Consider the following 22,449-nt stretch of genomic DNA (forward strand, 5'->3'; position numbering starts at 1 on the left):
ATCAATCTAGAAATCTTAGCATATATTGAAATTGACGACTAATTTGAAGGTGGCGGTTCTTTGTTTATTTATGTCGTAAAGTATGGTGATTCAATCTTTTCTATTGCCAATAAGTTTCGGGTTACGATGGATAGTATAAGAATAATGAATGGTTTATCCTCCGACTCGATTGTACCTGGTCAAGACTTACTGATACCTACTGATCAATATATTGTCCAACCCGGTGATTCATTATATTCAATTTCTCAAATGGCCATGGTTCCTGTTCAAACAATTCAAGCTTATAACGGTCTTCACTCTACAAATCTGACTGTGGGAATGCGGCTTTATCTTCCACCTCGTAAAAAATATAGTGCTTATAGTTTTGGATATATAACTGTTACTACCCCAGAAAACGATCAACTTCTCGTACAAAATTATTCACCATATAATACTTATTACGGTATTTTCGAACATCATATTAATGCTGATGGAAGTTTAAGTGACTTGGATGATCAGCAAATTGTTAGACTGTCTAGACAATATTTTGTAGCTCCAATTGCAGTTATCACCAACCTAACACCTACTGGGTTTAGCTCCCAATTAGTGAGGCAAGTCCTTTCTTCAGCTGCAGTAAGGCAACGGTTAATCGATAACATTTATAATTTGGTAAAAAGTAAAAACTATGCAGGGGTTAATATTGACTTTGAACTAGTCCCTGTTGAAGAAAGAGATAATTTTACCAGCTTCTTGCGGGCATTGAGTAGTCGATTAAGACCTGAAGGATTATCTACTTCAGTAGCAGTACCATACAAAACAGGTGATAATGATCCTCCTTACAATAAGGGCTACGATTACGGTGGAATCGGTGCAGCAGTTGATTTTGTTTTCCTTATGGCCTATGACTGGCATGAGTTGAGTAGCGAACCTGGTCCAGTAGCGCCAATTGGTGAAGTAATGAAGACAGTAAATTATGCAATTGGGAAAATGGGACGCAACAAAATACTTCTTGGAGTTCCTCGTTATGGCTATGATTGGACATTAACGGATAGCGGCGCTGTGATAACCGCTAAAGCAATTTCTGTCGCAGATGCTTATAAGACAGCGATGAGCCATAATGTACCCATTCAATATTCGGCACAATATCAACAACCTTTCTTCTATTATTACGATACAACTGGTAGAAGACATGTTGTTTGGTTTGAAGACGCTCGTGCACTCGCTAAGAAGCTCCAACTTATTGTTGACCAACGTTTAAGAGGTGTTGGATCATGGCAACTTGGTTTACCATTTACGCAATCTGCCGTTTTGTTTAATGAGTTCTTTAGAATTAGAAAAATCCTCTAACTTTAAAGCTTTTCCTGTACAGATAATACTAAAATAATTTACAAAACAAATTATCATCTTCATAAAAAAACGCCCGTTCAAATCATTGAACGGGCATTTCAGATTGTCGGCAAATTGTTCGAGTGGGCAAGCTTCCAATACATTTTTAAATATTTTATAATGGTTTTTGAATTTATCCTAGCTTTTCAATAATAATTGCATTATCACTTGTATCGGCGTCTTGATTATAAATCACTCGATTATAAAACGTAGCATTTGCTGTTGAGACATACGGTACTAGCCACAAAAATCCTATTCCTAAAGAAAATAAACAGAGTATACCCCAACCAATAAAGCTAAGTTGCAATAAAAAATAATTCCATTTAAACCCATTCATTCTTCTTCTACTCTCTGATATTGCTTCAAGAATAGTATATTCAGGATGATCACGTAATATGTAAAATGTTTGTGAGTAAGCAATGGTTTTTATTATTCCTGGAATAATTAATAACAATGACCATAAAATCACAAAAATTTTCTGCAATGTATATGCTACAATTAATTTTATTGGGGTTTTTCCGTTATGATAGACTGATAAAACAGTAGAAATCTGAGGTTTGTTTTCCCGTACTAAAGATAAATAGAACCAATATACTCCGATTAATAAAGGAATTAGTGAAATATCAATAATTAGATATAAAACCACCATTACATTGGTTATTTCATCTTGGTTAAACCATACATAAAGTCCACTTGTTAAAACAAGATTAAGGAGGCTAATCATAAAGAGTAAGACATAAAACAATATAGACATTATAAAAGTAAGTAATACAGCTAGTCCCCAATTTCCTTTTAACGATTGTAAAGATTCTCTCTTAATTTCAGAAATTCGAATATTCAATAATATCCCCCTTTTGAAACATAATTTGAAACTTTAATTAAAATCTTAAATGAATCAATTCTCGTTTTTTGAATACGAAATTTCAAAAAATTAAACCAATAATAGATACACTCCTACTTTTTACATCATCTCCTCCAATTTTATATTATTGTACGCATGTAAATATATTATATAATAAATAAAAATTCCAAACTACCATTTATTGTATTTATTTAGTAATTAAGGATAAATTACCCAGTTATTTGAAGGGAGTAACCTAATTAATTGATAAGTCGCATCTGTTTTATTTGTGTTTTAATTCTGTCCAATCTTTTCCTGAATTTATTTCTGTTATCTTCGAGTAAATGAATGTCTAACATGGATGCGATTGTTTCCGCTACAGTTTCAACTGTCATAGTATCGGTTTCTAGTCGATGTTTAAATATATCATTGGACAACCCTTGAATACATCGCTCTATTTGTTTTGCACCCCATGAATTTTTGCCCTCCCCCCTACTTCGTAACCTCTTTTGTAATGTTTCTTTAGAGGCCCAAAGTACAAAATGATTGACTATCACTCCATCATCTCTTAGTTTCCCTACTATTTCTTCAAAATAATGTGGGTTTACTATGGTCATTGGAACAATAATAACTCCGTCATATTCACTATCTATGGATTTTAAAATAGTGTAATTTAACTCTCGCCAGATACTATGATCTTGGAAATCTCCTTTACTAATTTCTTTGGGTATATTTTTGTTAATAAAAAAACCCATATTTTCTGGATCATAGACAAAGGAATTAGGTATCCTTCTGTTTAATTCGTATGAAGTATGAGTTTTCCCAGAACCAAATGCACCATTTATCCAAATAATCATAATAAACACTCTTTTCTATATGGAATGATTTCTCCTTATTAATCATAATTTTCTTATTGAGCTAACCCTGCACCGTTATTATCTACATTTGTTCACAATCTTCATTCGATATTAACATAAATATCCAATAAAAAATCATCTCACAACTAAGAAACATTTAGAGGAGAGATGATTTTAACCAAACTTTATTCATTTCTAGTATTTACTTAGTATACCGCTCCAGATGGCGCTTTCCGCGGGCGAGCGTTGAGCCTCCTCGGAAGCCCGTACCGTGCTTCACTGCGGGGTCTCACCTGTCTCGCTTTCCCGCAGGAGTCGCCATCTTCCGCTTCATAGACAATGTTCTAATAGATATGGCATATAACAATGGCTCATTTAATGCTCGTGTTTTTTATCAAATCTTTGCATTATGAAATTGATTCATCAAGTAAATAAAGAATAAACAGTGTGTCACATAAACTCAACTAAATTATTCACAAACTGATAGATAAAATATCCCGCAAAGAAAAATAATAATCCTCCAGCAATAATGGAACTCCATTTGATCATATTTCTACTCATGGCTTTTCTTGTTGTTGCAACGATTGACAGTAAACCAATATCATGAGCTAAGATACCTGATAAAATCCCTAATGCAGCAATTACAAAGCTCCCAGTATGTGTTGTACTGTAGGATTTTGTCAATACCGTACCGAATACAGTAACCCAAAACACTAAATTCCCAGGAGAAACGGCTACAAGTATCCCATTCTTATATGTACTCCAAAAAGACTTCGTTGTTTTTTCACCAGCTAATGTTATGTCTTTATCGGCATTTTTGATAGAATCATATCCTAACATACCGAGGAAAATTGCGCCTATAATCCATAACGGCATTTGCACGTAAGGTAATGATAAAATAGAAGCAAGTCCAAAATATAATGCTAAAATAAGAAGTCCATCTATTGTCATTCCTCCTAAACCAACAGCCCAGCCATGGAAAAATCCATTCTTTAAACCTTGCTTCGTCATTTCCACTGTAATAGCACCTACAGGTAGTGCAATGGCAAGCCCAACCAGAAAGTATTCTAAATAAATATCCATTATCATCTTCCTTTTTCTTCAAGTATCGATGGTATAATTATGCCTATTAATGAATATAAAATCAATGTTAATTTTTTACTTACGGTCGATGATATTGGGCTGGATGATGTTTTTCACAGTTATGATTATAAAAATACTATTCGTAAAGAATTAGAGTTATAAATAAATTCCCAAAATTCCCAGCTGGCCAAACGTTATTTTATATTTGAAAAACTGGCTAAATCCTCACTTTTTCCGATCATAACCAGAATATCTTCTTTGTGAATAACCTCATCTGGAGAAGGAGATATGATAATATCCCCCTCTCTAATCAGGGCGATTGCAGTCACATTATATTGAGCCCGAATATCTAGTTCTTTGAGCGTTTTTTCAGCCATTTTAGGAGAAATCATAATTTCCTCTATATTATATTCTTTGGACAGCTCAATATAATTCAACATATTTGGTGATAGGAGTTGATTTGCAACTCTTTCCCCCATATCCCGTTCAGGGAATATTATCCAATCAGCACCTATTTTATCTAAGAGATCTCCATGACGCTTTTCTAAAGCTTTTGCAATCAATTTTTTTACGCCAAGATCTTTTAGAAGCATTGCAGTTAATATATTCGCATGCAAATCATTACCTATAGCTAAGATTACACAATCAAAATTACTAATTCCAAGGGAGGTTAGAGCTTTCTCTTCTGTTGCATCCGCTACAACAGCATGCGTTACGAACAATTCTGCTTCCTCTACCATCTCTTCATCTATATCTATTCCAAGAACTTCTTGACCAGCCTCGAATAATCTTCTCGCTAAACTTATTCCAAATCTTCCTAATCCAATCACAGCATATTGACCCAATGAGGACACTCCTTTACTTTTGTTAACCAATCATTATATTTCCTTTTGGATGTTGGTAAGCTTGCTGTTTTCGCTTCTTGGAAATAGCAAAACCAATCGTTAAAGGACCTAATCTCCCTGCAAACATTGTTACAATAATTATTATTCGACCGATAGTAGAAAGTTCAGGAGTTAACCCCATAGAAAGTCCTACGGTTCCAAAAGCAGAAGTTGCTTCGAATAGATAGACAATAAAATCGTGTTTCTTTTCAGTAATACTAAGTATAAAAGTAACGAATACAACGATTGCTAATCCACTCATTGCAACACTTAGTGCTTTTAAAATTGTCTCCACTACTATACGGCGTTTAAATAATTCAACATCTTCCTTCCCTTTCATTTGAGACCAAACAGTTGCTACTAAAACAGCAAATGTTGTAATTTTAATGCCACCTGCAGTTGAACCTGAACCGGCTCCAATATACATTAGGAAAATGGTCAAAAATAAAGTTGCATGTGTTAATTCATTTAGTGGTAATGTATTAGCGCCTGCCGTTCTAGGAGTAATCGCCTGAAATATTGCACCTAACCCTTTCCCCTGAAAAGATAAGGGACCAAGTGTTTTCTCATTACCATATTCAAATAGCATAATTAGAAGAGTTGCACCTACTGTTAAAATAACAGTTGTCGTTAATACCACTTTCGTATGCATTGTCAATCGGTGTGTTTGATGATATTCATACAGTTCATTGATTACAATAAAACCTAGTCCCCCTATTGTTATAAGAAAACAAATAGTTAAAACGACAATTGGATCGTTTTCATAGGAAGTCAAACTTCGAAAATTCCCCATTAAATCGAAACCAGCATTATTAAAATTGGAAATAGCGTGAAAAAAGCCATAATAGATGGCTTTACCAACTGTCATATCAAAAGAAAATCGAATGGATAAAATAATCCCACCTAAGATCTCAGCTATTGCAGTGAAAAGCAATATTCTTTTTACGAGTATTCCCGTCTCTTCAAGAGTGGTAACGTTAATTGATTCTTTTAATAATAACCTTTCTTTAAGTGTTATTTTTTTGCCTAATAACATAAATAAAAAGGTTCCGAATGTCATAAATCCCAAGCCACCTACTTGAATTAGTATTAATATGACCACCTCACCAAACGTTGAAAATGTATCAGCTGTATCTACTACAATAAGTCCGGTAACACAGGTTGCAGATGTAGCAGTAAATAAAGCATTTAAGAATGTGAGTCCCTTTCCGTCTTCAGTTGCAATGGGAAGCCTTAATAAAAAGGTACCTATTAGAATGACAATTGCAAAACCTAATACAAGAATTTTAGAAGGATTGAGTTTATCTTTTACTTTTTTCATCTTTTTTCCCTTATCGAGATGATAAAAAGGATGATCTTTCATTTAACTCACTCCATTTAAAGGTCAAATTTGACTTCAAAAATGACTAGTTTTTTCTAAGATTTGTCCATTAATTTAATGTGTGAAAAATAGAACGCATTATACATTTATCAAATATTTTGTAAATCAAGAATAGAAAAATACATCCAATCAGTAAATTAAAAATTACAAGATTAAATTTAGTGAGCTAAATGGACTGAGGAATCAAACATGCTAATTGAGTGATCGAAAAATAGTAAAAAAACAGTTGGCTAAGATGGATAAGCCAGCTGTTTTTTGTGTCTGATTAATAGAGCTAGAACGGCGATTTAGTTATCGTTTGAAGTCTTCTATTGCAAATGTCGTAATTTATCGGGATTAGCAACCGAGTAGATCGTCTGAATTCGATTGCCACTAAAATCGAATGAGAATACATATTGTAAGTGATCATCAGTTGTTAAAATCAGTCCTGGTAGACCGTTGACAGATGTATATTTGATGGTGAATTTGCCTGCATACATTTTCATTAGACTTCGAAGCAATTGAACTACTTTTGCAGCACCGAAAATAGGTATTTGTGCGGCTTTTACTTTGCCACCGCCATCCGAGTACATTGCTACATCTTCGCTGACAAGGTCCAATAATTGATTTACGTTTCCATTTAAGATGGACTGTACAAACTCTTTTACTTTAGATTCAGCCATTGATATCGAAGGCTGTTTATTAGGATCATATTTCATACTTTTTTTCGCACGGTGAAAAATTTGCCGGCAGTTATCATTACTTTTACCAAGAATCTCAGCTATTTCATCATAAGAGTATTGGAAGACTTCACGAAGCAAAAAGACTGCTCGTTCTATCGCATTTAATTGTTGTAATAATAGCAAATATGCGGTGGAGAGGGATTCTTGTTGATAAAAGGCTTGTGAAGGATCGTTAGGTGCATTCTCTAATTCAAGTAATGGTTCTGGAAGCCACGGTCCGACATATACCTCACGTTTTTTTGAGGATGACCGTATCAAATCTAGACAGCGATTGGTGACAATCTTACATAGATACGCTTTTTTGTTTTCAATTTGTTCGTAGTTAGGGAGCTGATTAAAGGTTATAAACGCTTCTTGGACAATATCCTCTGAATCCATGACGCTCCCTAACATACGGTAGGCTAAAGAAAAAAGCAGAGATTGATAGGTTTGATAAAGTCTTTCTATACTCATATTTTGATTTCCTCTCTAGTATTTAGTAGTTGTGAAACGGCTCGATTAGCACTAGCTACGGATGCATCAGCGAGCAGCTCCCCATGTGAGACCCAGTCTCCAGCAACATATAGTCCCTCAATTTCAGGAACAGAAGGGCCTGGATTCTCCATTCTTTTCATATGAGGAAAATCGTGGACAACCGTCATTTTAGGCAGGAACTGTCTTGCAACTAATTCATTCTGCCAGCCGGGTTGAGCCACATCTAATACATGCTCCAACTCACTCTCATCCTTCGCTGCATCTGTTTGTTGACCCTGATATTTAATAAGCGATATTACTTGTGTCCCATTATCACTCAAGATAGCTGGTCTTGGTTTTCCCTCCCGTGATTGGTGCGTAAAGAAAAATGATTGATCCAATCCATAGATAAATTGGTGTTTTGGATTAGGCAACTGACGTAATCCAACATCTAGACAGGCAACCGTAACAGGAATAGCTTGCTTGTTCCACGTGTCGAGTGCTGTTTGATCTGCATGAGAAACTAGTTTGTGAGAAATGGAAGGTGGTGTAGTTAGAATAACATTCGATGCTTCTATTCTAGTGCCACCCTCACATAAAATCGATTGTACTTTTTGATCTTGATGTTCGACTGCAACCACTTTACAACCTGTGATTAGCTCCACTCCTTGTTGGACAGCAAGTTCACGCAGTTCTTCTACGACTGTCGCCCAACCTCTATCGAGATACAAGACCCCTTTTAGTGAACGCTGCACCTGCTTTAAGGCAGGACCAGCAGCATGTAATTCAGGTGCAAACACATAAGTGGATGTTCGAAGTAGTGCATAGAAAACGTTGCGCAGCATTGGATCATGCAATTGAGTTTCAATCCAATCGCGGATACTGATTTGGTTCCAAACGCTTGTATCCATTTTTCCTAATTTAATGAACCATTTTGCCAATTCGAGCTTTCCTCCCCAACTTAGGAGAGGCGATTGAAAGAAAGAAGATAAGTTCGTTGGTATGGGCACCAATTGTTCTTTCCACATCCCGTAAGCATCAATAGACGGTGTGCTTCCCTCAAGTCGAAGTCCGAGTTCGCGGAATGCTTCATACGCCTCCCCTTTATACAGTGCATGCCCACCCAAATTAAAATATACACCCTGCTTTTTGTTTGTGATGGCTCTGCCTCCCAATTGCTTTTGCAGTTCCAATACAATGGTTCGTTTTCCTGCTTTTGCTGCATAGATCGCAGCCGTTAATCCTGATATTCCCCCGCCTACAATAGCCACTTCATATTTTGTCATTATCATCATCCCTTTTCGAGTATTTACTAATATAACGGATGAGTGGATGATTCTGTGACAAATTGGAGATGAAAGTTTTTTGAGGGAGTGGATTGTTAGGTAACACGAACTGATTCAAGAAGTATATTTTCCATTCTTTTACCAAACGCTTTGGTGTGGTGCGTAATTCAACTTTGTCCCTTAAAACCGTTCCTGCGGGCTGAATTTTTCTTAATTAAGTGATCATGTTTGTTTCATTTGATGGATGTAACCAACTTTCAACCGCAAATGTTCAAATACTCCGTTTATCCATATCTTATGAAATGTATCAATCCAATTATAAATTTATTCCCTAAATATCCTAGTATTCCCACTATTGTGTCCATAGTTTGACTTATAGATAAAATCAGTTACTTATATGACAAATATCACTATCTCTCATTCCTCCTCTATTGTAGGCTTAACGAAAATAGAAAGCGTTTTCAAAAAAATAGATATAATATTTATTTTTATAGAAATGTTTTGAAGGGAAAACTTATACTATGACAAAGAAAATTGCTTGGGTCACAGATACAGCAGCATTATTAAACGAGGATTTTATCAAAGAGCATAACATTCACGTTCTACCATTAAGTGTGGTGTTTGAGGATGGCGTACTTAGAGAAACTGTTGATATGACTCAAGATGAATTTTATGACAAATTACGGAAAACAAAAGCTCACCCCAAAACATCACAGCCTGCTATCGGCGAGATGGTAAGTTTATACGAAAAATTAAAAGAAGATGGATATACTTGTGCAATCGCAGTACATACCTCTAGCCAGCTATCAGGAACATATCAGTCATCGATTGCAGCTGGTGAAATGGCCAATTTTAAAGTCTATTCGATTGATTCAAAAATCGGATCATACCCTATGATGAAAATGATTGAATACGGACAAAAGCTCATAAAAGAAGGTCAAGACGTGGAATACGTCGTAAAAAAAATACAAGATGTTACAGATCAAACTGCATTATCTTTTATCCCTTCAAGTCTTTCTCAGCTTCATAAAAGTGGCCGTGTCACTGGTACTCAAGCTTTTTTAAGCAATCTATTAAATATCAAACTAGTTATTTCCTTTGATAATGGGAAAGTTGAAATGAAAGAAAAAGTGCGCACGTTTTGTAAAGCAAAAAAATACGTAACAGATCAATTCCGTGAAGAAATGCAAAAGAATCCGATGGAAGAAGTAGCTATCATTCATTGTAACAATGAAAAAGAGGCCACAGGCTGGAAAGCTGATTTACAAGAAGAATTTCCAAACTTAAATACTTTAGTATTACCTTTAAGTGCAGCTGTTGGCGTCCACGCAGGTGAAGGCACGACAGGTTTAAGTTGGGTGACTTTTTAAAAGTGGCTCTTAAAATTTTGCTATCTTTTTCATAGTATTTGATACAATTAATTGAAGAGTAACTGGCCTAAAGTAGTTAACCATTAAAAATAGATAAAATTGATGATATGAATAAAATATTTGAATCAAAAAGAATTCGCGCCAATTATACGGGAAAGCAAGGATAGAAATAAACATCTCAATAATTTGGATAATATTCTTAGTATGCCGCTCCAGATGGCGCTTTCGTGCTAAGCGAGCGTTGAGCCTCTTCGGAAGCCTTTGCTCCTGCGGTTACTCGTCGCAGTTAAAAGATTGCTCCTGCACCGCTACGCTAGCTTCGTCGCAGAAAATTCTTTTTGCTTTTGCAGAGCAAAAAGAATTTTCACTGCGGGGTCTCACCTGTCTCGCTTTCCCGCAGGACTATGAATTGACCTCTCTGAATCAACATCGCACGAAGGAAATGCGAATGCATTTACGAGGACTCGCCATCTTCCGCTTCATAGACAATGTTCCAATTGATATGACCTATAACAATGACTCATTTAATATTCGTGTTTTTTATTAAATCTTTGAATTGAAATAGAAACTTAGAAAATAGTTCCAAATTCTATTTTATCATTTTGATTTTGGAAGATTTCTTTTAATGTTAACCCATTTATTTTAGCTTTTATTACAAACTCTTCTGGATCTTCAATATAAGGATTTAAATTGTCTCCTTCTTCATTTAAAAGTACTCTTCCTTCACTGTGGTTAGGAATAAAATATTCTTCTTCATTGTAAGTAAACTCAATTTCTCTACCCTGCTTTAAAAAAAACAAAAAAACTTCGTAGTTAACTTCATTTGAATCTGATAAATCTATAAAATCATTATTTTTCATAATGAGTTAATCTCCTTTCTTTCAGTGCCCGCTTTTTTCCATTTTCACCAAAATTTCTTCTTTGATTCACACTTTTATTATCGACTATTATTTATATAAAGACATACATATAATTTAAATTATATAATGCAAAGAAGATGATTAATGGGAGAAGAAAAGATGAAAAAACTTCTAATAGGTGTAATCGTTATCGCTGGTTGTGTATATGGCTATAAACATATCGATCACACACAATTGACTGAAAAAATTGTCACTGCCGAAAAAGTAATAAAAAAAGAAACGCTACAAAGAATAGAAAATCTCCAAGTGAAGGAAGAAGTTTCTAAAGAACAACGAAAAGAAATAAAAGTTGATAATCTAGGGATTCCTAAAATATCTAGTGATCCTAAAATGACCGTAGCAAGTGAGTATAATAAAGATTGGTATGTGTATGAGGATCATTTTAAAAACTTCACATTATCATTCCCAGATAAAAGCGGCGGATATATAGCAGGAAATGGTCGTACAATATTTGATGCTACCATCGGCAAGACAACCTATAACGAAATAAAACAAAAACTAGGTACACCTTTATCACAAATTGAAAAAGGAAACGTCATTTACCAACTTTCAAGTAGTAAAGACAAGGAACAATTACTATATAATATCGATGGTTATTATGTAACCTTCTTTATCGATAATCACAATCATAACAAACTTCGTTCAGTGCAATATATAAAAAAAGATGTAGAGATGCAGAAAAATGGCTATTACGGACAAGGTACAGCCAAATTAAAAGTAGGATATGAGAAGCTAATGGTTGAATTAATCAATGAAAGTCGCGTTGAATTTGGCTTAAAACCACTAACCTATGACCATGGGTTAACTGCTCAAGCTAGAAATCATAGCCAAGATATGATTGATCATCACTATTTTTCTCATAGCGGCAGTGATGGTAGCCAACCTCAAAACCGAATGAAAGCAGCTGGCTATAACGAACATCTTTACGCTGAAAACATAGCATCCGGGCAATTCAGTAGTATCTATGCACACGAAGCACTTATGAACAGTCTTGGTCATCGAGAAAATATTCTCAATCCCGAATTAACACATGTAGGCGTTGGCGTGGCATTTGATAAAAAAGATGTGCCTTATTATACAATTAATTTCTATACCCCCTTCTAGTTTCTTACTATATAAATCAGTTAATACTAAAAGACGTTAGTTGTATAAACTAACGTCTTTAAAATGCGAAAATTAGTCTTATTGAATAAGACCTCGTTCCTCAATGATCGAAAATTCTATCTATTTACCGTACAACATTTTCCGTTTCGATCCCATACCATGCACACCCGTTTTTATAAAGGATTTTTTCTACAATATCCTGTTCAAAACATTGTTTTACTATTTCAATATCATTCGCGTGAAAGGGTCTCTTAGCCCTTGTTGAGGGTAAATCGGTACCAAACATTAAAGCCTCCGAATTGATATCAATGATTTTCTTCATTGTATCAATCACATCAAGATGAACCCGCCCAAAGCCTGTTGCTTTCACTTTTATTCCTTTCTCTACAAACCTTAGTAAAGTAGGTACACCCTCCTGAGATAAGCCAAGATGATCAATCGATACTTTTGGCAATTTAGCAATAACCTGCTCCAACTCCCCTATTTCCTTTGCATCTATATACAATTCTGTATGCCATCCCGCTAACTCAAAAACACGGTTTGCCAAAGTTTCAAGCGTTGATATCCCCTCTGAACCACCCCTTTTCACATTAAAACGTATTGCACGTACTCCAATTTTGTCTAACCTTAAAATTTCTTCGTCACTTGTATCAAATGGTAATTGTGTAACACCTACGAATTCTGGTCCAAGTTTTTTAAGAGCATGTTCTAAATAACTTTGATCAAATTTTTGAAAGGAGCCAGAAACGATTGCTCCACCCTTAATATGAAAATCTTTTGTTGCTTTCAGATAATCATCAACTGTAAAAATAGGAGGTATATACCCGTTATTCTCGTAAATTGGATAAGCATCATCGATAATATGAAAATGTGCATCAAAAATAGTCATTCAGCACTCCCCTTTCACCCTCAATAGTAATTGAAATAAAAGTATAATTAAATATTAATTATTTTAACCATTTCCATAAGAATTACTTATATACCTGAATCAATTTCATCATGCAAAATTCAAAAAAATTATTTTAACATTTAAAAATATCCAATTTGTGCATTGCAACGTATTCGACGAAGAGTCCTCGAAAATGAATTCGCTTTTCCTTCGTGAAATGTTACTTCAGTTAGGTTTATTCATACTCCTACGGGAAAAGCTTGGTCTGCCCTGCAGGAACTCCTGGAACTTAATGAGGGCACTAAAAAAGTAAAAGCAGCTTGATTTTTAGGATATAAATCTTGTGAACTATCTTAGTTGAAGTGGAATTAGCGGAGACTCCTGTGGGGAAACGAGCTAGACGAGACCCCACAGCGTAGCGAGGAGGCTCGTCAGTTCGCCCACGGAAAGCGGAGCTAATTCCACTTCATGTTATAGCCGATTTGTACTATATAAAATTTTGAAAATTGCTAAATCTATATTTAAAAAATTCACTAAAAAAAACTCGACATTTTCTTAAAGAAAATGTCGAGCATTTTAACGTAATTTTAAATATAGACCAACGAGTGAATAAATAATAATCGTTGAAAAAAGGATGGTCATATAGAACAACGAATAGACAAATAGCAATGTTGCCCATTTCTTCGGATCCTTTTTATGATAACCATAAATATTCATCGCAAGCCATACTATGCTTAATAATAACGCAACTAACATTAAACCTTTACTTAATGTTCCAAGTAAAAAACAGCTAGCAATCAAAAGGATTAGATAGATATTTGTTGTGATATAAGTACGTTTCATCCCTTTTGCAACTGGTAGCATTGGAACATTTGCTGCACTGTAATCGTCTTGTTTACGTATAGCAATTGCATAAAAGTGTGGCATTTGCCATATAAGCATAATAACAAACAGCCCTAAAATTGCAGGGTGCAGTATATTTGGATGAATTGCCGCCCAGCCAATTAGTGTAGGCATTGCCCCCGAAATACTACCGACTTCCGTGTTGTATACTGTATATCGTTTTGACCACATTGTATACGGAAAAACGTAGAAGAAAAGACCTGTAAAGCCAAGTAATGCAGCTAAAGGAGTTGCGATATAAAGAGCCGCAAGCCCAACTATAGCTGAACCTATTCCAATTCCCCATACATATTTTATTTTAATCTCACCTGTTACGGTTGGACGTACTTTCGTTCGCTGCATAACGGCGTCTATATCTCTGTCATATAAATTATTAAAAGCACCAGCAGCAGCTATAACTAATGCTGAACCAATAATCGCACAAATAATTTCAAGTATTTTATCAAAAGGGTTTATTTCATACGTATAAAGCGCAAGAGTTAACCCGGCCACCATTGGAATAAGATTTGATTTTATAATACCTGTTTTGACCGTTTGAGCTAAAATTTTTGAAATAGATTGCTTCGATACAGTGACAGCTGTATCTTGTGATGCCTGATCTCGTTTTGTGTCACTACCCATTATTCATTTTTCATTCCTTTTCATAGCAAGAGCGCCACTATATTATAACAACTAATTGAAAAAATTTCATAGTTGCGGTTTTAATTTATTTTCTCTTTTAAAATAGCAAACAATAATTAAATCATACCAAAATTTTAGAGAAATATATATCAATACATACGAATTCACAATAATGACATGATTCTATGCAAACAATTCTATAAATTGGCTCTTAATAATCCATTCTCATTTACAATATAAGATGAAATATTACACAAAACGATCTTTTCATCTTATACTATACTATGCTTGATTATTGTAATTCGTAAGGAGTGTCAAATAAATTGACGTATGGTTTTATCGGACTTGGCAATATGGCCACAGCTATTATAAAAGGAATGATTCAAAGTCAACAATTTAATGCGAATGATATTTTAGGATTTAATAGATCTCAAAACAAAACAGAGAAATTGGTTAATGATTATCAAATAACTGGATGCTCAACATTGCAAGAAGTTATGACAGCTGATGTCATCATTCTTGGAGTTCAACCGCAAACTTTTCCGGACTTACTTCCAAAAGTAAATGAGTTATTATCTGAAAAACAAGTAGTGATCTCGATTGCAGCTGGAAAATCCATTGAGTATTTGGAATCTGTTTTACCTAAAGCAACTTCTATTATTCGAGTGATGCCGAACATCAATGCCATTGTAGGCGCATCAACTACATGCTATACTGCCTCTTCAAATGCAACAGATGAAGACAAGAAAATGGTACAAATTCTATTTGAAACAATCGGTTCCATGATTGAACTACCAGAGGAACAATTTACGGTATTTTCTGCGATTGCTGGCGCTTCTCCTGCCTTTAGTTATCTTTATATTGATTCATTAGCTCGAGCTGGGGTACGTGCTGGGATGGATAAAAAAAGAGCACTTGAAATCGCTTCTAGCGCTGTATTTGGAAGTGCGAAAATGGTAATTGAAAGCAATGAACATCCATGGGAGCTTGTCGATCAAGTTTGCTCACCAGGTGGTACAACAATTGAAGGCGTAACTTCCTTACAAAATGACCACTTTGCTAGTACCATCTATGATGCTGTCAATGCAGTCATTGAAAAGGATCACAAACTTTCATAATCTGTTCTATAATTAAATTAAAGTCCATCCCAAATTGTAATCTTAATTGGAATGGACTTATTTTATTTGCTTATGTCATTGATTTTTGAAGTTTCACTTGCAATAATTTTGCACTTATTCATAAATTTTTTATAATCTTCTTCATTTGTATCCATTTTGGCATGAACCAATGCCTTTTCAAAAGTTAGTGCATTTTGTTTATCTTTTTTCTTCCATATAGCTATAGTCTGACTCGTATTTTGAGGTAAACTTTGAAGTGCTTGATTTATATCGCGTAAATTCGATTTTTCTTCCTCTTTTAATTTTGAATGAGCAAAATGACGTTCTTGTAAGACATCCTTAATGGCTTTTTGAATTTTATAGGCTTGAAAGGACACTAATTCTGGATGTTTCCAGTTATTCTCTTGTTGATCATGAATCATACCTTGTAACTCAACAAGAGGCTCCTGAATTTCTTCTATAAAGTAATTATTTTGTTGAAAATCTTTGTTAATAAACGAATATGCAAGAAAACAAAGTGTCAATAAATTTGAAATAATTAAAAAGGCAATGAGCTGTTTGATTTTCGACATAATAACCCCCTTACCTATTATTATACTTTTTATCAAAGCAATAAAACTAGATTTTCAAATATTAACAAATCCTTAAAAGTAAACGCTTTCATTTTGTGTTAATATCTGCTATCTTTATTATTACACCTATCACTTAGAAAAAAATGGAGGCGGTTCACTATGGAAATGAAAGCGGTTACTTCTTCTAAATTAGCTTCAGTTGGCTATCAACCAAACGCTCTAATTTTGCGTATCCAATTTATTAAAGACGGTGTTTACGAATACTATGGTGTTCCCGAATTGTATTATAATGGTTTAATGGAAGCTGACTCACCAGGAATTTATTTCAAAAAATTTATTAAAGACAAATATCGCTATGTACGTCTTCAAAATCAATCTTAACGCAAATCTAAAGGTGATTTATTCAGCTTCAAAATGAATAATTCTTTTAGGTTTCTAACCAATAAATCGATGAAATCAATGATTTATTCATTGGAGCTGGCTAGTATTAAAATTAAATAGATCTTCATAAATCCATTTTCGGTTTTTAAATACGGACATTTCAACACAGTAACTTTTCACTATTCAGATTTACATGTTCCGCTACAGACGGCGCTTTCCACGGGCTTGGCTTCAAACTCCTCAGGCCAACATGATGTTGGTCACGAAGCCGTTGCCACAGGACGTGGCGTTCTTAGGCTTTATTCCTTAAAATCGTTCCTGCGGGGCTTTCAGCTCAAGCTTTTCCCGTAGGACTTTGAATGAACTTCACTGAATTAGCCTCGCACGAAGGAAATGCGAATGCATTTTCGAGGACTCGCCGTCTTCCACTTCACAATTATTATTTGCAATCATTAAATGTTCGTAAATATTTTATAATACAAAAACTCAGTAACCTAATCGTTACTGAGTCAAACTGTAGACAAGCGCGAAGAAATTCGAGATTGTCTACAGTTTTTTTCTTTTACTATCAATAGTGGCTCAATTGTAATAATCATAGTATTCATTCTGTTAATAGGAGCTTTCACAATTTAATTTTTTGAAGTAACGCCTGCTTCAGTTGTATAAGATACTCAACAGTGACTATTTCCTTGAAAGGTAACCTTTGAGTGTAAAACCCTAAAAAAAGGATGGCTAGAATCATTAATTCTATTTAGAAAGAGAGCAACAAACTATACGAAAGAGCACTTATTTAACAACATCCACCTGCCCCACTATCGCTCCCTCCCTGCCTCTTGGGATAAATTACCTGAACAAAGGAAATAAAGTGCTTTTGTCATCAAAACTCTCCCTATAATTTGATTTCCTTAAAATATTTTTTCTGCCACCGTAGCGCGACACTTACAAGTCCAATTAGTACTGGCACTTCTACAAGAGGCCCTATGACAGCTGCAAAAGCTGCTCCTGAATGTAAACCAAATACCGCAATCGCGACAGCAATGGCTAATTCAAAGTTATTACTTGCAGCTGTGAAAGAAAGAGCTGCTGTGACTGGATAGCCTGCCCCTGCTTTTCTAGATGCAAAGAAAGACACAACAAACATAATAATGAAGTAAATGAATAATGGTACCGCAATGAGAAGTGCATCCATTGGCAATTCCACGATTTTGTCGCCTTTTAGTGCAAACATCATTACAATCGTAAACAATAATGCAATAAGGGTTAATGGTGAAATCTTTGGTAAGAATTTTTTCTCATAAGCATCCTTACCCATTATTTTGATACCAATCGAACGAGTAAGTATACCAGCTACAAAAGGAATACCCAGATAAATCAATACACTTTTTGTAATTTCCCAAATAGAAATCGACACATTGAATGTATCGAGTCCGAACCATCCTGGCATTACATTTAAAAATAGCCATGCAAATACGGGATACATGATAATTTGAAAGATGGAATTAAATGCAACTAAGCCAGCCACGTACTCAGGGTCACCTTTTGCCAAGTCATTCCATACAATAACCATCGCAATACAACGCGCCAAGCCAATCATGATTAATCCCGACATATATTCAGGATAATTATGTAAGAAAATGATGGCTAAGAAGAACATTAAAAATGGACCTAATATCCAGTTTTGGAATAAGGAAAGTGCTAAAACTTTTACATCCTTGAAGACTCGCCACATTTCTTCATATTTTACTTTGGCAAGTGGTGGATACAGCATAATGATTAATCCAATCGCAATCGGAATACTTGTTGTACCAACACTCGCAGCATCTAATACCTCTTTAAAATTGGGAATTAGTAAACTAATTGCAATCCCAATTGCCATTGCGACAAAAATCCAGAGAGTTAAATATCTATCTAAAAAAGAAAGTTGTTTTGTTAATGATTGTTTGTTCATGCTTCATCCCCACAAGTTCCACATTGGCAAGTTGGTTTATCATCTAATTCTTCAAGAACTTTTCGAATGATAGGAGTTTGTTCTTCAACCAGCCGATAATGCTTCCACGTACCGACTTTTCGAGCTGTAATAATCCCCGCCTCTTCTAATTTTTTTAATTGCTGGCTTACTGCAGGCTGTGATAGCCCTAGAACATCTACTAAATCACAAACACATACTTCACCAGACTTCAAACAGCTTAAAAGAGTTAAACGATTTGCATCAGCAACTGCTTTTAACTGTTTTTCTAAGTATTGAATATCCATAATTCACCTCTATAAATTTATATATAAGAATATACTTATATTATACCTTTATTTTTTATTAATCAATAATAAAAATGTGTCTGTCATTTTTGGAGATGTTTTCGCTTATTTTTATGAAAAGGCCGAAGACATGTTCAACAATAGGTATCATGCTGCTTCCAAACTTTATTTGGAACAACATGCACCTGAGCTTCATGCGGATGTTGTAGTTCTTAACAATAATTTGAAGAATCCTGTGTTTGGCTAATTTAATTGTAAAAAGACAATAAAGTTATTTATTTTTAAAAGGTCAAACAAGCATAACCCCGTTCTAAATTTAAGACGGGGTTAAAAATATAGTTGTTTAATTTTTGGATGTAAGATACTTGTTACTCCAATGACTATCCCTGAATATTAGTACCATTAAAAATTCCAAATGCCAAGAATTATTAGTTAGCTGTCACTTGAAAAGCAATTGGTCCATAATAACTTTCGCCCTTCCGTACTAAAGTTGAAGCATGTTGATTGTCAATCCAGTCCGCGCCTATGAAATAATAATGAATCCCTTCTTCATTAGGAATTATTATTTTCTTATCTTTTATTTCATAGTTTTCTTTTTCTGAAAGTCCAGTATCATAGCGATAGGAACTGTCAAAATACAACGATGTTGGTTTCGGATTATTTATTGAAATGCTCACTTCTGAACCACCAGCTACATTTAATGTTTTAGGGTTCTTTAATTTTATTGAATCGTTATTTAAACGATCTAATGAACCAACACTTTCACAATTGTTCCAGCAAAAATCGTAAACATCTAGTTTCGTTTCTTCTCCATTAACTGTTATTGTTAACGTAGGAGGAGTTTCCCCTGGTAGAGCCTTCTTGTTTGTTTCTGTTGTTACATCGCTTTCTTTTGAACACCCCAATAAAGTGAATATAGTTAAGAAAACAATACCCAATGGAATAAGATGCTTCATTTGCCCCCCCTTATATGTAATATATATCCATTAAATTATACAATAAAAATGAATATCATTTTAATTAATTTAAGCTATTTCAAAATATCGTTAAAACAATGGAATAGTTTAATCGAAATTAATTGACAAATTTTTATAACCGAAAAACAAAAGGCACCGCATATAGCGGAGCTTTTTGGTATGGATTTTACCTTACATTTTTCGTTGTAAATTCGCTGTTTTGCGATAGGAAACGGAACCCGTTATGAATTCTAACGGGTTCTCTTTTGGGGGACAAAAGTAAAAAAAACATCAAAAATAGTAAGTAGTTTAACACACAAAAAAGCATCGGTATTAGCACCGATGCTTTTATATTAATGTTACTTTTTCAGCATATTTAATAGTAAATACTTATTCTTTTTTATTCAAATCAAAACGGGCTATTTCTTCGTTGTCCAATAATACAATTAAAGTTGCTTCTAAAGCATTATCTTCCAGTTTTTTTAATTGCTCTTTAGATGGGACAAGAAGAGCCTCAGTAGTTTCTTCATCAACACCTAAATCATAATGCAGAATAAATTTTCCCTCTGTATTAGGTTCAAGAATAGTACCATAGGTACTTCCTCCATAACCCAAACCACTATTATTATATTCCTCTGGATTAAAAATATTAAACCCCATCACTTCCTTGGAAACACTCAATAACTTTTCGTTTGGTTCAATTTTAACTATCAAAGGTTTGGTTTTCTTACTTCTTCCTTCGTTTTTAATTGTAAAAGTGTAATACAATGCTGTAGGGACAACTTCTTTCCCAGCTTTCTCGCCTTGTTGTAAAATCATCGCACCAGTCTTACCTTTATCGTTGATAATGTCCACTTTTTTATTTATAAGTTCCAAAGATGGTTCAGATGAACAAGCAGTTAAAATTGCTATAACTGATATTAAAGTTAAAAGTACAATAAATCGTTTCAATTGTTTACCCCCTTTTTATATTTTACTATTCATTCTATTATACCCTTTATTTTACATAAGAGGGATAATTTTTAAACGACAGATTCATCTTAAATATAAAATATCTTCTATTGTAAAAACTTTTTCTGTAAAAAATGACTGCTATTTTTTAAAATAATTTAATGTAAACCCTTATATAACAATAAAAATGACCTACCCGCTATTGCGAATAGGTCTGCGATTTTGATTACCTTTTGAAATATGTTTACTATAAAATTTAACCGTTGCTTGAAGTGCATTCCTTCATGAACTTCATTTAACATAAATATCCAATTTAATTACCGAGTGTTATTCAAGAATTTGACCCTTTAATGAAAATAAGCGCTGTTCCATGGTACAGAAAAGCGCCCCTTAATTGAATAACTAAAATCTGACTTCACTCATAATATCACTTAATTCTTATTAAGCTAACGCACCCCGTTACTTTAAGTACAATAGTTCACAAATTTACTTTGCTAGGACTGGTAACACTCTTAATATATTCCATAGTATCTTTGATTAAATCTGATTATTTGCCATGCAGACGACCACCTTTCCCTTGACGTTTCCTTCGCCAAGGTGAAGAACAGCCTCTTCAACCTGATGTAACGAGTATCGTCTATCTATAATAGGTACAAGTTTATCCAGCAACGAAAAGTTCTTTTAAAAAATTTTGGTCATTTTTGTTAGGTTTATGAATAAGAAGAGCCATTTTCTTATTTTCAGTTTTATAAATTATGGGTCTCAGTATCAACAATTGCAAGATTCGAGACGTGGAGCCTCCAATCATAACATATCTTCCTTTAGGATTTAGTACCCGCTTGTAGTCGAAAATAGACCGAGTTCCTACAACATCGAGAATCAAATCATAAAACTGTCCTTTTTGTGCGAAATCCTCTTCAGTGTAATCAATAACATGGTCTGCACCAATGGACTTAAGAGTATCTAATTTTTTCTTACTGTCCACACAAGTTACTTCAGCTCCATATAATTTAGCAATTTGCAATGCAAATGTCCCAACGCCTCCACCCGCACCATTAATTAAGACTTTTTTAGCTTCTTGAATCTGTCCTATATCACGAAGCCCCTGTAGAGCTAGAACTCCCGCTTGTGGTATCGCAGCAGCCTCCTCAAATGTCATACTGGCTGGCTTCATCGTTAATGCCTCTGCATTCACACTTACATATTCCGCAAACCCACCCCAACCACACCAGGATATGTCTCCGAATACCTCATCCCCTACAGAGATATGATTGACTTCTCTACCAATTGCTTCAACTCTTCCTGCAATATCCGCACCCAGGATTTTGTATTTTGGCTTAAGAAGACCCCCAAGACGATTCATGAATGGTTTACCTCTAAGGAGGTCCCAGTCCCAAGAATTTACAGAAGCTGCATGAATCTTTACCAATACTTCATTTTGTTTTAGAGTAGGTATTTCTAGTTCTTTTAGATTAAGAACGTTAGTCGTTCCGTATTTATTGTATACCATTGCTTTCATAATAGGCTCTCCTTCACATT

At 34.6% G+C, this 22,449-nt stretch carries 21 protein-coding genes; 5 read left to right on the plus strand and 16 right to left on the minus strand.

Going from position 1 to position 22,449, the window contains the following annotated elements; all coding sequences use genetic code 11:
- Window positions 1-60 precede the first annotated feature (60 nt).
- Entirely contained in the window at window positions 61-1,326 is a 1,266-nt protein-coding gene (locus tag ACIQ4I_RS04030) for a glycosyl hydrolase family 18 protein (protein WP_403092985.1), read from the plus strand.
- Window positions 1,327-1,498: 172 nt separating this feature from the next.
- On the opposite strand, the gene ACIQ4I_RS04035 is transcribed toward ACIQ4I_RS04030, so the two are convergent.
- The 7 genes from ACIQ4I_RS04035 to ACIQ4I_RS04065 all read right to left on the minus strand — a co-directional run bounded on the left by ACIQ4I_RS04035 (window position 1,499) and on the right by ACIQ4I_RS04065 (window position 8,881).
- Entirely contained in the window at window positions 1,499-2,206 is a 708-nt protein-coding gene (locus ACIQ4I_RS04035) for a DUF975 family protein (RefSeq protein ID WP_403092987.1), read from the minus strand.
- 260 nt (window positions 2,207-2,466) lie between these two features.
- Window positions 2,467-3,063, minus strand: a complete 597-nt coding sequence (locus ACIQ4I_RS04040; RefSeq protein ID WP_403092990.1) for an AAA family ATPase — start codon at window positions 3,061-3,063, stop codon at window positions 2,467-2,469.
- A 450-nt stretch (window positions 3,064-3,513) separates the two neighbouring features.
- Window positions 3,514-4,146 carry a LysE family transporter gene (locus ACIQ4I_RS04045; protein WP_403092992.1) on the minus strand — a complete coding sequence of 211 codons (633 nt, stop codon included), beginning with the start codon at window positions 4,144-4,146 and terminating at the stop codon, window positions 3,514-3,516.
- Between the two features lie 194 nt (window positions 4,147-4,340).
- Window positions 4,341-5,000 carry a potassium channel family protein gene (locus tag ACIQ4I_RS04050; protein ID WP_403093387.1) on the minus strand — a complete coding sequence of 220 codons (660 nt, stop codon included), beginning with the start codon at window positions 4,998-5,000 and terminating at the stop codon, window positions 4,341-4,343.
- A 13-nt stretch (window positions 5,001-5,013) separates the two neighbouring features.
- Window positions 5,014-6,351 carry a TrkH family potassium uptake protein gene (locus ACIQ4I_RS04055; RefSeq protein ID WP_403093390.1) on the minus strand — a complete coding sequence of 446 codons (1,338 nt, stop codon included), beginning with the start codon at window positions 6,349-6,351 and terminating at the stop codon, window positions 5,014-5,016.
- A 368-nt stretch (window positions 6,352-6,719) separates the two neighbouring features.
- Window positions 6,720-7,586: an RNA polymerase sigma-70 factor gene (locus tag ACIQ4I_RS04060; RefSeq protein WP_403092995.1), complete on the minus strand. Its 867-nt coding sequence runs from the start codon at window positions 7,584-7,586 to the stop codon at window positions 6,720-6,722.
- The gene (locus ACIQ4I_RS04065) at window positions 7,583-8,881 is read right to left on the minus strand and encodes a protoporphyrinogen/coproporphyrinogen oxidase (RefSeq protein ID WP_403092996.1); all 1,299 of its coding nucleotides are present in this window, start codon (window positions 8,879-8,881) and stop codon (window positions 7,583-7,585) included. Before ACIQ4I_RS04065 ends, ACIQ4I_RS04060 begins: the two co-directional genes overlap by 4 nt.
- A gap of 512 nt (window positions 8,882-9,393) precedes the next feature.
- On the opposite strand from ACIQ4I_RS04065, the gene ACIQ4I_RS04070 reads away from it, so the two are divergent.
- The gene (locus tag ACIQ4I_RS04070) at window positions 9,394-10,242 is read left to right on the plus strand and encodes a DegV family protein (RefSeq protein ID WP_403092998.1); all 849 of its coding nucleotides are present in this window, start codon (window positions 9,394-9,396) and stop codon (window positions 10,240-10,242) included.
- A 569-nt stretch (window positions 10,243-10,811) separates the two neighbouring features.
- Here the strand turns inward: ACIQ4I_RS04070 and ACIQ4I_RS04075 are convergent.
- Window positions 10,812-11,102, minus strand: a complete 291-nt coding sequence (locus ACIQ4I_RS04075) for a hypothetical protein (RefSeq protein WP_403093000.1) — start codon at window positions 11,100-11,102, stop codon at window positions 10,812-10,814.
- 159 nt (window positions 11,103-11,261) lie between these two features.
- Between ACIQ4I_RS04075 and ACIQ4I_RS04080 the strand changes: the two genes are divergently transcribed.
- Window positions 11,262-12,266, plus strand: a complete 1,005-nt coding sequence (locus tag ACIQ4I_RS04080) for a CAP domain-containing protein (RefSeq protein ID WP_403093003.1) — start codon at window positions 11,262-11,264, stop codon at window positions 12,264-12,266.
- Between the two features lie 124 nt (window positions 12,267-12,390).
- On the opposite strand, the gene ACIQ4I_RS04085 is transcribed toward ACIQ4I_RS04080, so the two are convergent.
- Both ACIQ4I_RS04085 and cyoE read right to left on the minus strand, forming a co-directional pair.
- Window positions 12,391-13,155, minus strand: coding sequence for an amidohydrolase family protein (locus ACIQ4I_RS04085; protein WP_403093005.1), 765 nt, complete (start codon window positions 13,153-13,155; stop codon window positions 12,391-12,393).
- Between the two features lie 576 nt (window positions 13,156-13,731).
- Window positions 13,732-14,679 (minus strand): heme o synthase, encoded by a 948-nt coding sequence (cyoE, locus tag ACIQ4I_RS04090; RefSeq protein WP_403093008.1) that lies wholly within the window; start codon window positions 14,677-14,679, stop codon window positions 13,732-13,734.
- Window positions 14,680-15,002: 323 nt separating this feature from the next.
- Between cyoE and proC the strand changes: the two genes are divergently transcribed.
- Window positions 15,003-15,797, plus strand: coding sequence for a pyrroline-5-carboxylate reductase (proC, locus tag ACIQ4I_RS04095; protein ID WP_403093010.1), 795 nt, complete (start codon window positions 15,003-15,005; stop codon window positions 15,795-15,797).
- Between the two features lie 62 nt (window positions 15,798-15,859).
- On the opposite strand, the gene ACIQ4I_RS04100 is transcribed toward proC, so the two are convergent.
- Complete coding sequence (locus ACIQ4I_RS04100) at window positions 15,860-16,369, minus strand: hypothetical protein (RefSeq protein WP_403093013.1); 510 nt, start codon at window positions 16,367-16,369, stop codon at window positions 15,860-15,862.
- Window positions 16,370-16,528: 159 nt separating this feature from the next.
- On the opposite strand from ACIQ4I_RS04100, the gene ACIQ4I_RS04105 reads away from it, so the two are divergent.
- The gene (locus ACIQ4I_RS04105) at window positions 16,529-16,750 is read left to right on the plus strand and encodes a KTSC domain-containing protein (protein ID WP_403093015.1); all 222 of its coding nucleotides are present in this window, start codon (window positions 16,529-16,531) and stop codon (window positions 16,748-16,750) included.
- 889 nt (window positions 16,751-17,639) lie between these two features.
- Here the strand turns inward: ACIQ4I_RS04105 and arsB are convergent.
- The 5 genes from arsB to ACIQ4I_RS04130 form a co-directional block, all read right to left on the minus strand.
- Entirely contained in the window at window positions 17,640-18,698 is a 1,059-nt protein-coding gene (gene arsB, locus ACIQ4I_RS04110; protein WP_403093017.1) for an ACR3 family arsenite efflux transporter, read from the minus strand.
- Complete coding sequence (locus tag ACIQ4I_RS04115) at window positions 18,695-19,003, minus strand: ArsR/SmtB family transcription factor (protein ID WP_403093020.1); 309 nt, start codon at window positions 19,001-19,003, stop codon at window positions 18,695-18,697. Before ACIQ4I_RS04115 ends, arsB begins: the two co-directional genes overlap by 4 nt.
- A 428-nt stretch (window positions 19,004-19,431) precedes the next feature.
- On the minus strand, window positions 19,432-19,959 hold the full coding sequence (locus ACIQ4I_RS04120) for a hypothetical protein (RefSeq protein ID WP_403093022.1): 528 nt from the start codon (window positions 19,957-19,959) through the stop codon (window positions 19,432-19,434).
- Window positions 19,960-20,349: 390 nt separating this feature from the next.
- On the minus strand, window positions 20,350-20,910 hold the full coding sequence (locus ACIQ4I_RS04125; protein ID WP_403093025.1) for a hypothetical protein: 561 nt from the start codon (window positions 20,908-20,910) through the stop codon (window positions 20,350-20,352).
- A gap of 658 nt (window positions 20,911-21,568) precedes the next feature.
- Window positions 21,569-22,429 (minus strand): NAD(P)-dependent alcohol dehydrogenase, encoded by an 861-nt coding sequence (locus ACIQ4I_RS04130; protein ID WP_403093026.1) that lies wholly within the window; start codon window positions 22,427-22,429, stop codon window positions 21,569-21,571.
- Between the last annotated feature and the right edge of the window lie 20 nt (window positions 22,430-22,449).

Origin of the sequence: Rummeliibacillus sp. NPDC094406, from assembly GCF_044763875.1 — a bacterium.
In the GTDB taxonomy this organism is placed as follows: Bacteria; Bacillota; Bacilli; order Bacillales_A; family Planococcaceae; genus Rummeliibacillus.

Bases quoted from the DNA above. Each gene is read 5' to 3' on its own strand.
- ACIQ4I_RS04040 (WP_403092990.1), bottom strand. From the start codon at position 3,063: ATGATTATTTGGATAAATGGTGCATTTGGTTCTGGGAAAACTCATACT.
- ACIQ4I_RS04045 (WP_403092992.1), bottom strand. From the start codon at position 4,146: ATGGATATTTATTTAGAATACTTTCTGGTTGGGCTTGCCATTGCACTA.
- ACIQ4I_RS04055 (WP_403093390.1), bottom strand. From the start codon at position 6,351: ATGAAAAAAGTAAAAGATAAACTCAATCCTTCTAAAATTCTTGTATTA.
- ACIQ4I_RS04060 (WP_403092995.1), bottom strand. From the start codon at position 7,586: ATGAGTATAGAAAGACTTTATCAAACCTATCAATCTCTGCTTTTTTCT.
- ACIQ4I_RS04065 (WP_403092996.1), bottom strand. From the start codon at position 8,881: ATGATGATAATGACAAAATATGAAGTGGCTATTGTAGGCGGGGGAATA.
- ACIQ4I_RS04070 (WP_403092998.1), top strand. From the start codon at position 9,394: ATGACAAAGAAAATTGCTTGGGTCACAGATACAGCAGCATTATTAAAC.
- ACIQ4I_RS04075 (WP_403093000.1), bottom strand. From the start codon at position 11,102: ATGAAAAATAATGATTTTATAGATTTATCAGATTCAAATGAAGTTAAC.
- ACIQ4I_RS04080 (WP_403093003.1), top strand. From the start codon at position 11,262: ATGAAAAAACTTCTAATAGGTGTAATCGTTATCGCTGGTTGTGTATAT.
- ACIQ4I_RS04085 (WP_403093005.1), bottom strand. From the start codon at position 13,155: ATGACTATTTTTGATGCACATTTTCATATTATCGATGATGCTTATCCA.
- cyoE (WP_403093008.1), bottom strand. From the start codon at position 14,679: ATGGGTAGTGACACAAAACGAGATCAGGCATCACAAGATACAGCTGTC.
- ACIQ4I_RS04100 (WP_403093013.1), bottom strand. From the start codon at position 16,369: ATGTCGAAAATCAAACAGCTCATTGCCTTTTTAATTATTTCAAATTTA.
- ACIQ4I_RS04105 (WP_403093015.1), top strand. From the start codon at position 16,529: ATGGAAATGAAAGCGGTTACTTCTTCTAAATTAGCTTCAGTTGGCTAT.
- arsB (WP_403093017.1), bottom strand. From the start codon at position 18,698: ATGAACAAACAATCATTAACAAAACAACTTTCTTTTTTAGATAGATAT.
- ACIQ4I_RS04115 (WP_403093020.1), bottom strand. From the start codon at position 19,003: ATGGATATTCAATACTTAGAAAAACAGTTAAAAGCAGTTGCTGATGCA.
- ACIQ4I_RS04120 (WP_403093022.1), bottom strand. From the start codon at position 19,959: ATGAAGCATCTTATTCCATTGGGTATTGTTTTCTTAACTATATTCACT.
- ACIQ4I_RS04130 (WP_403093026.1), bottom strand. From the start codon at position 22,429: ATGAAAGCAATGGTATACAATAAATACGGAACGACTAACGTTCTTAAT.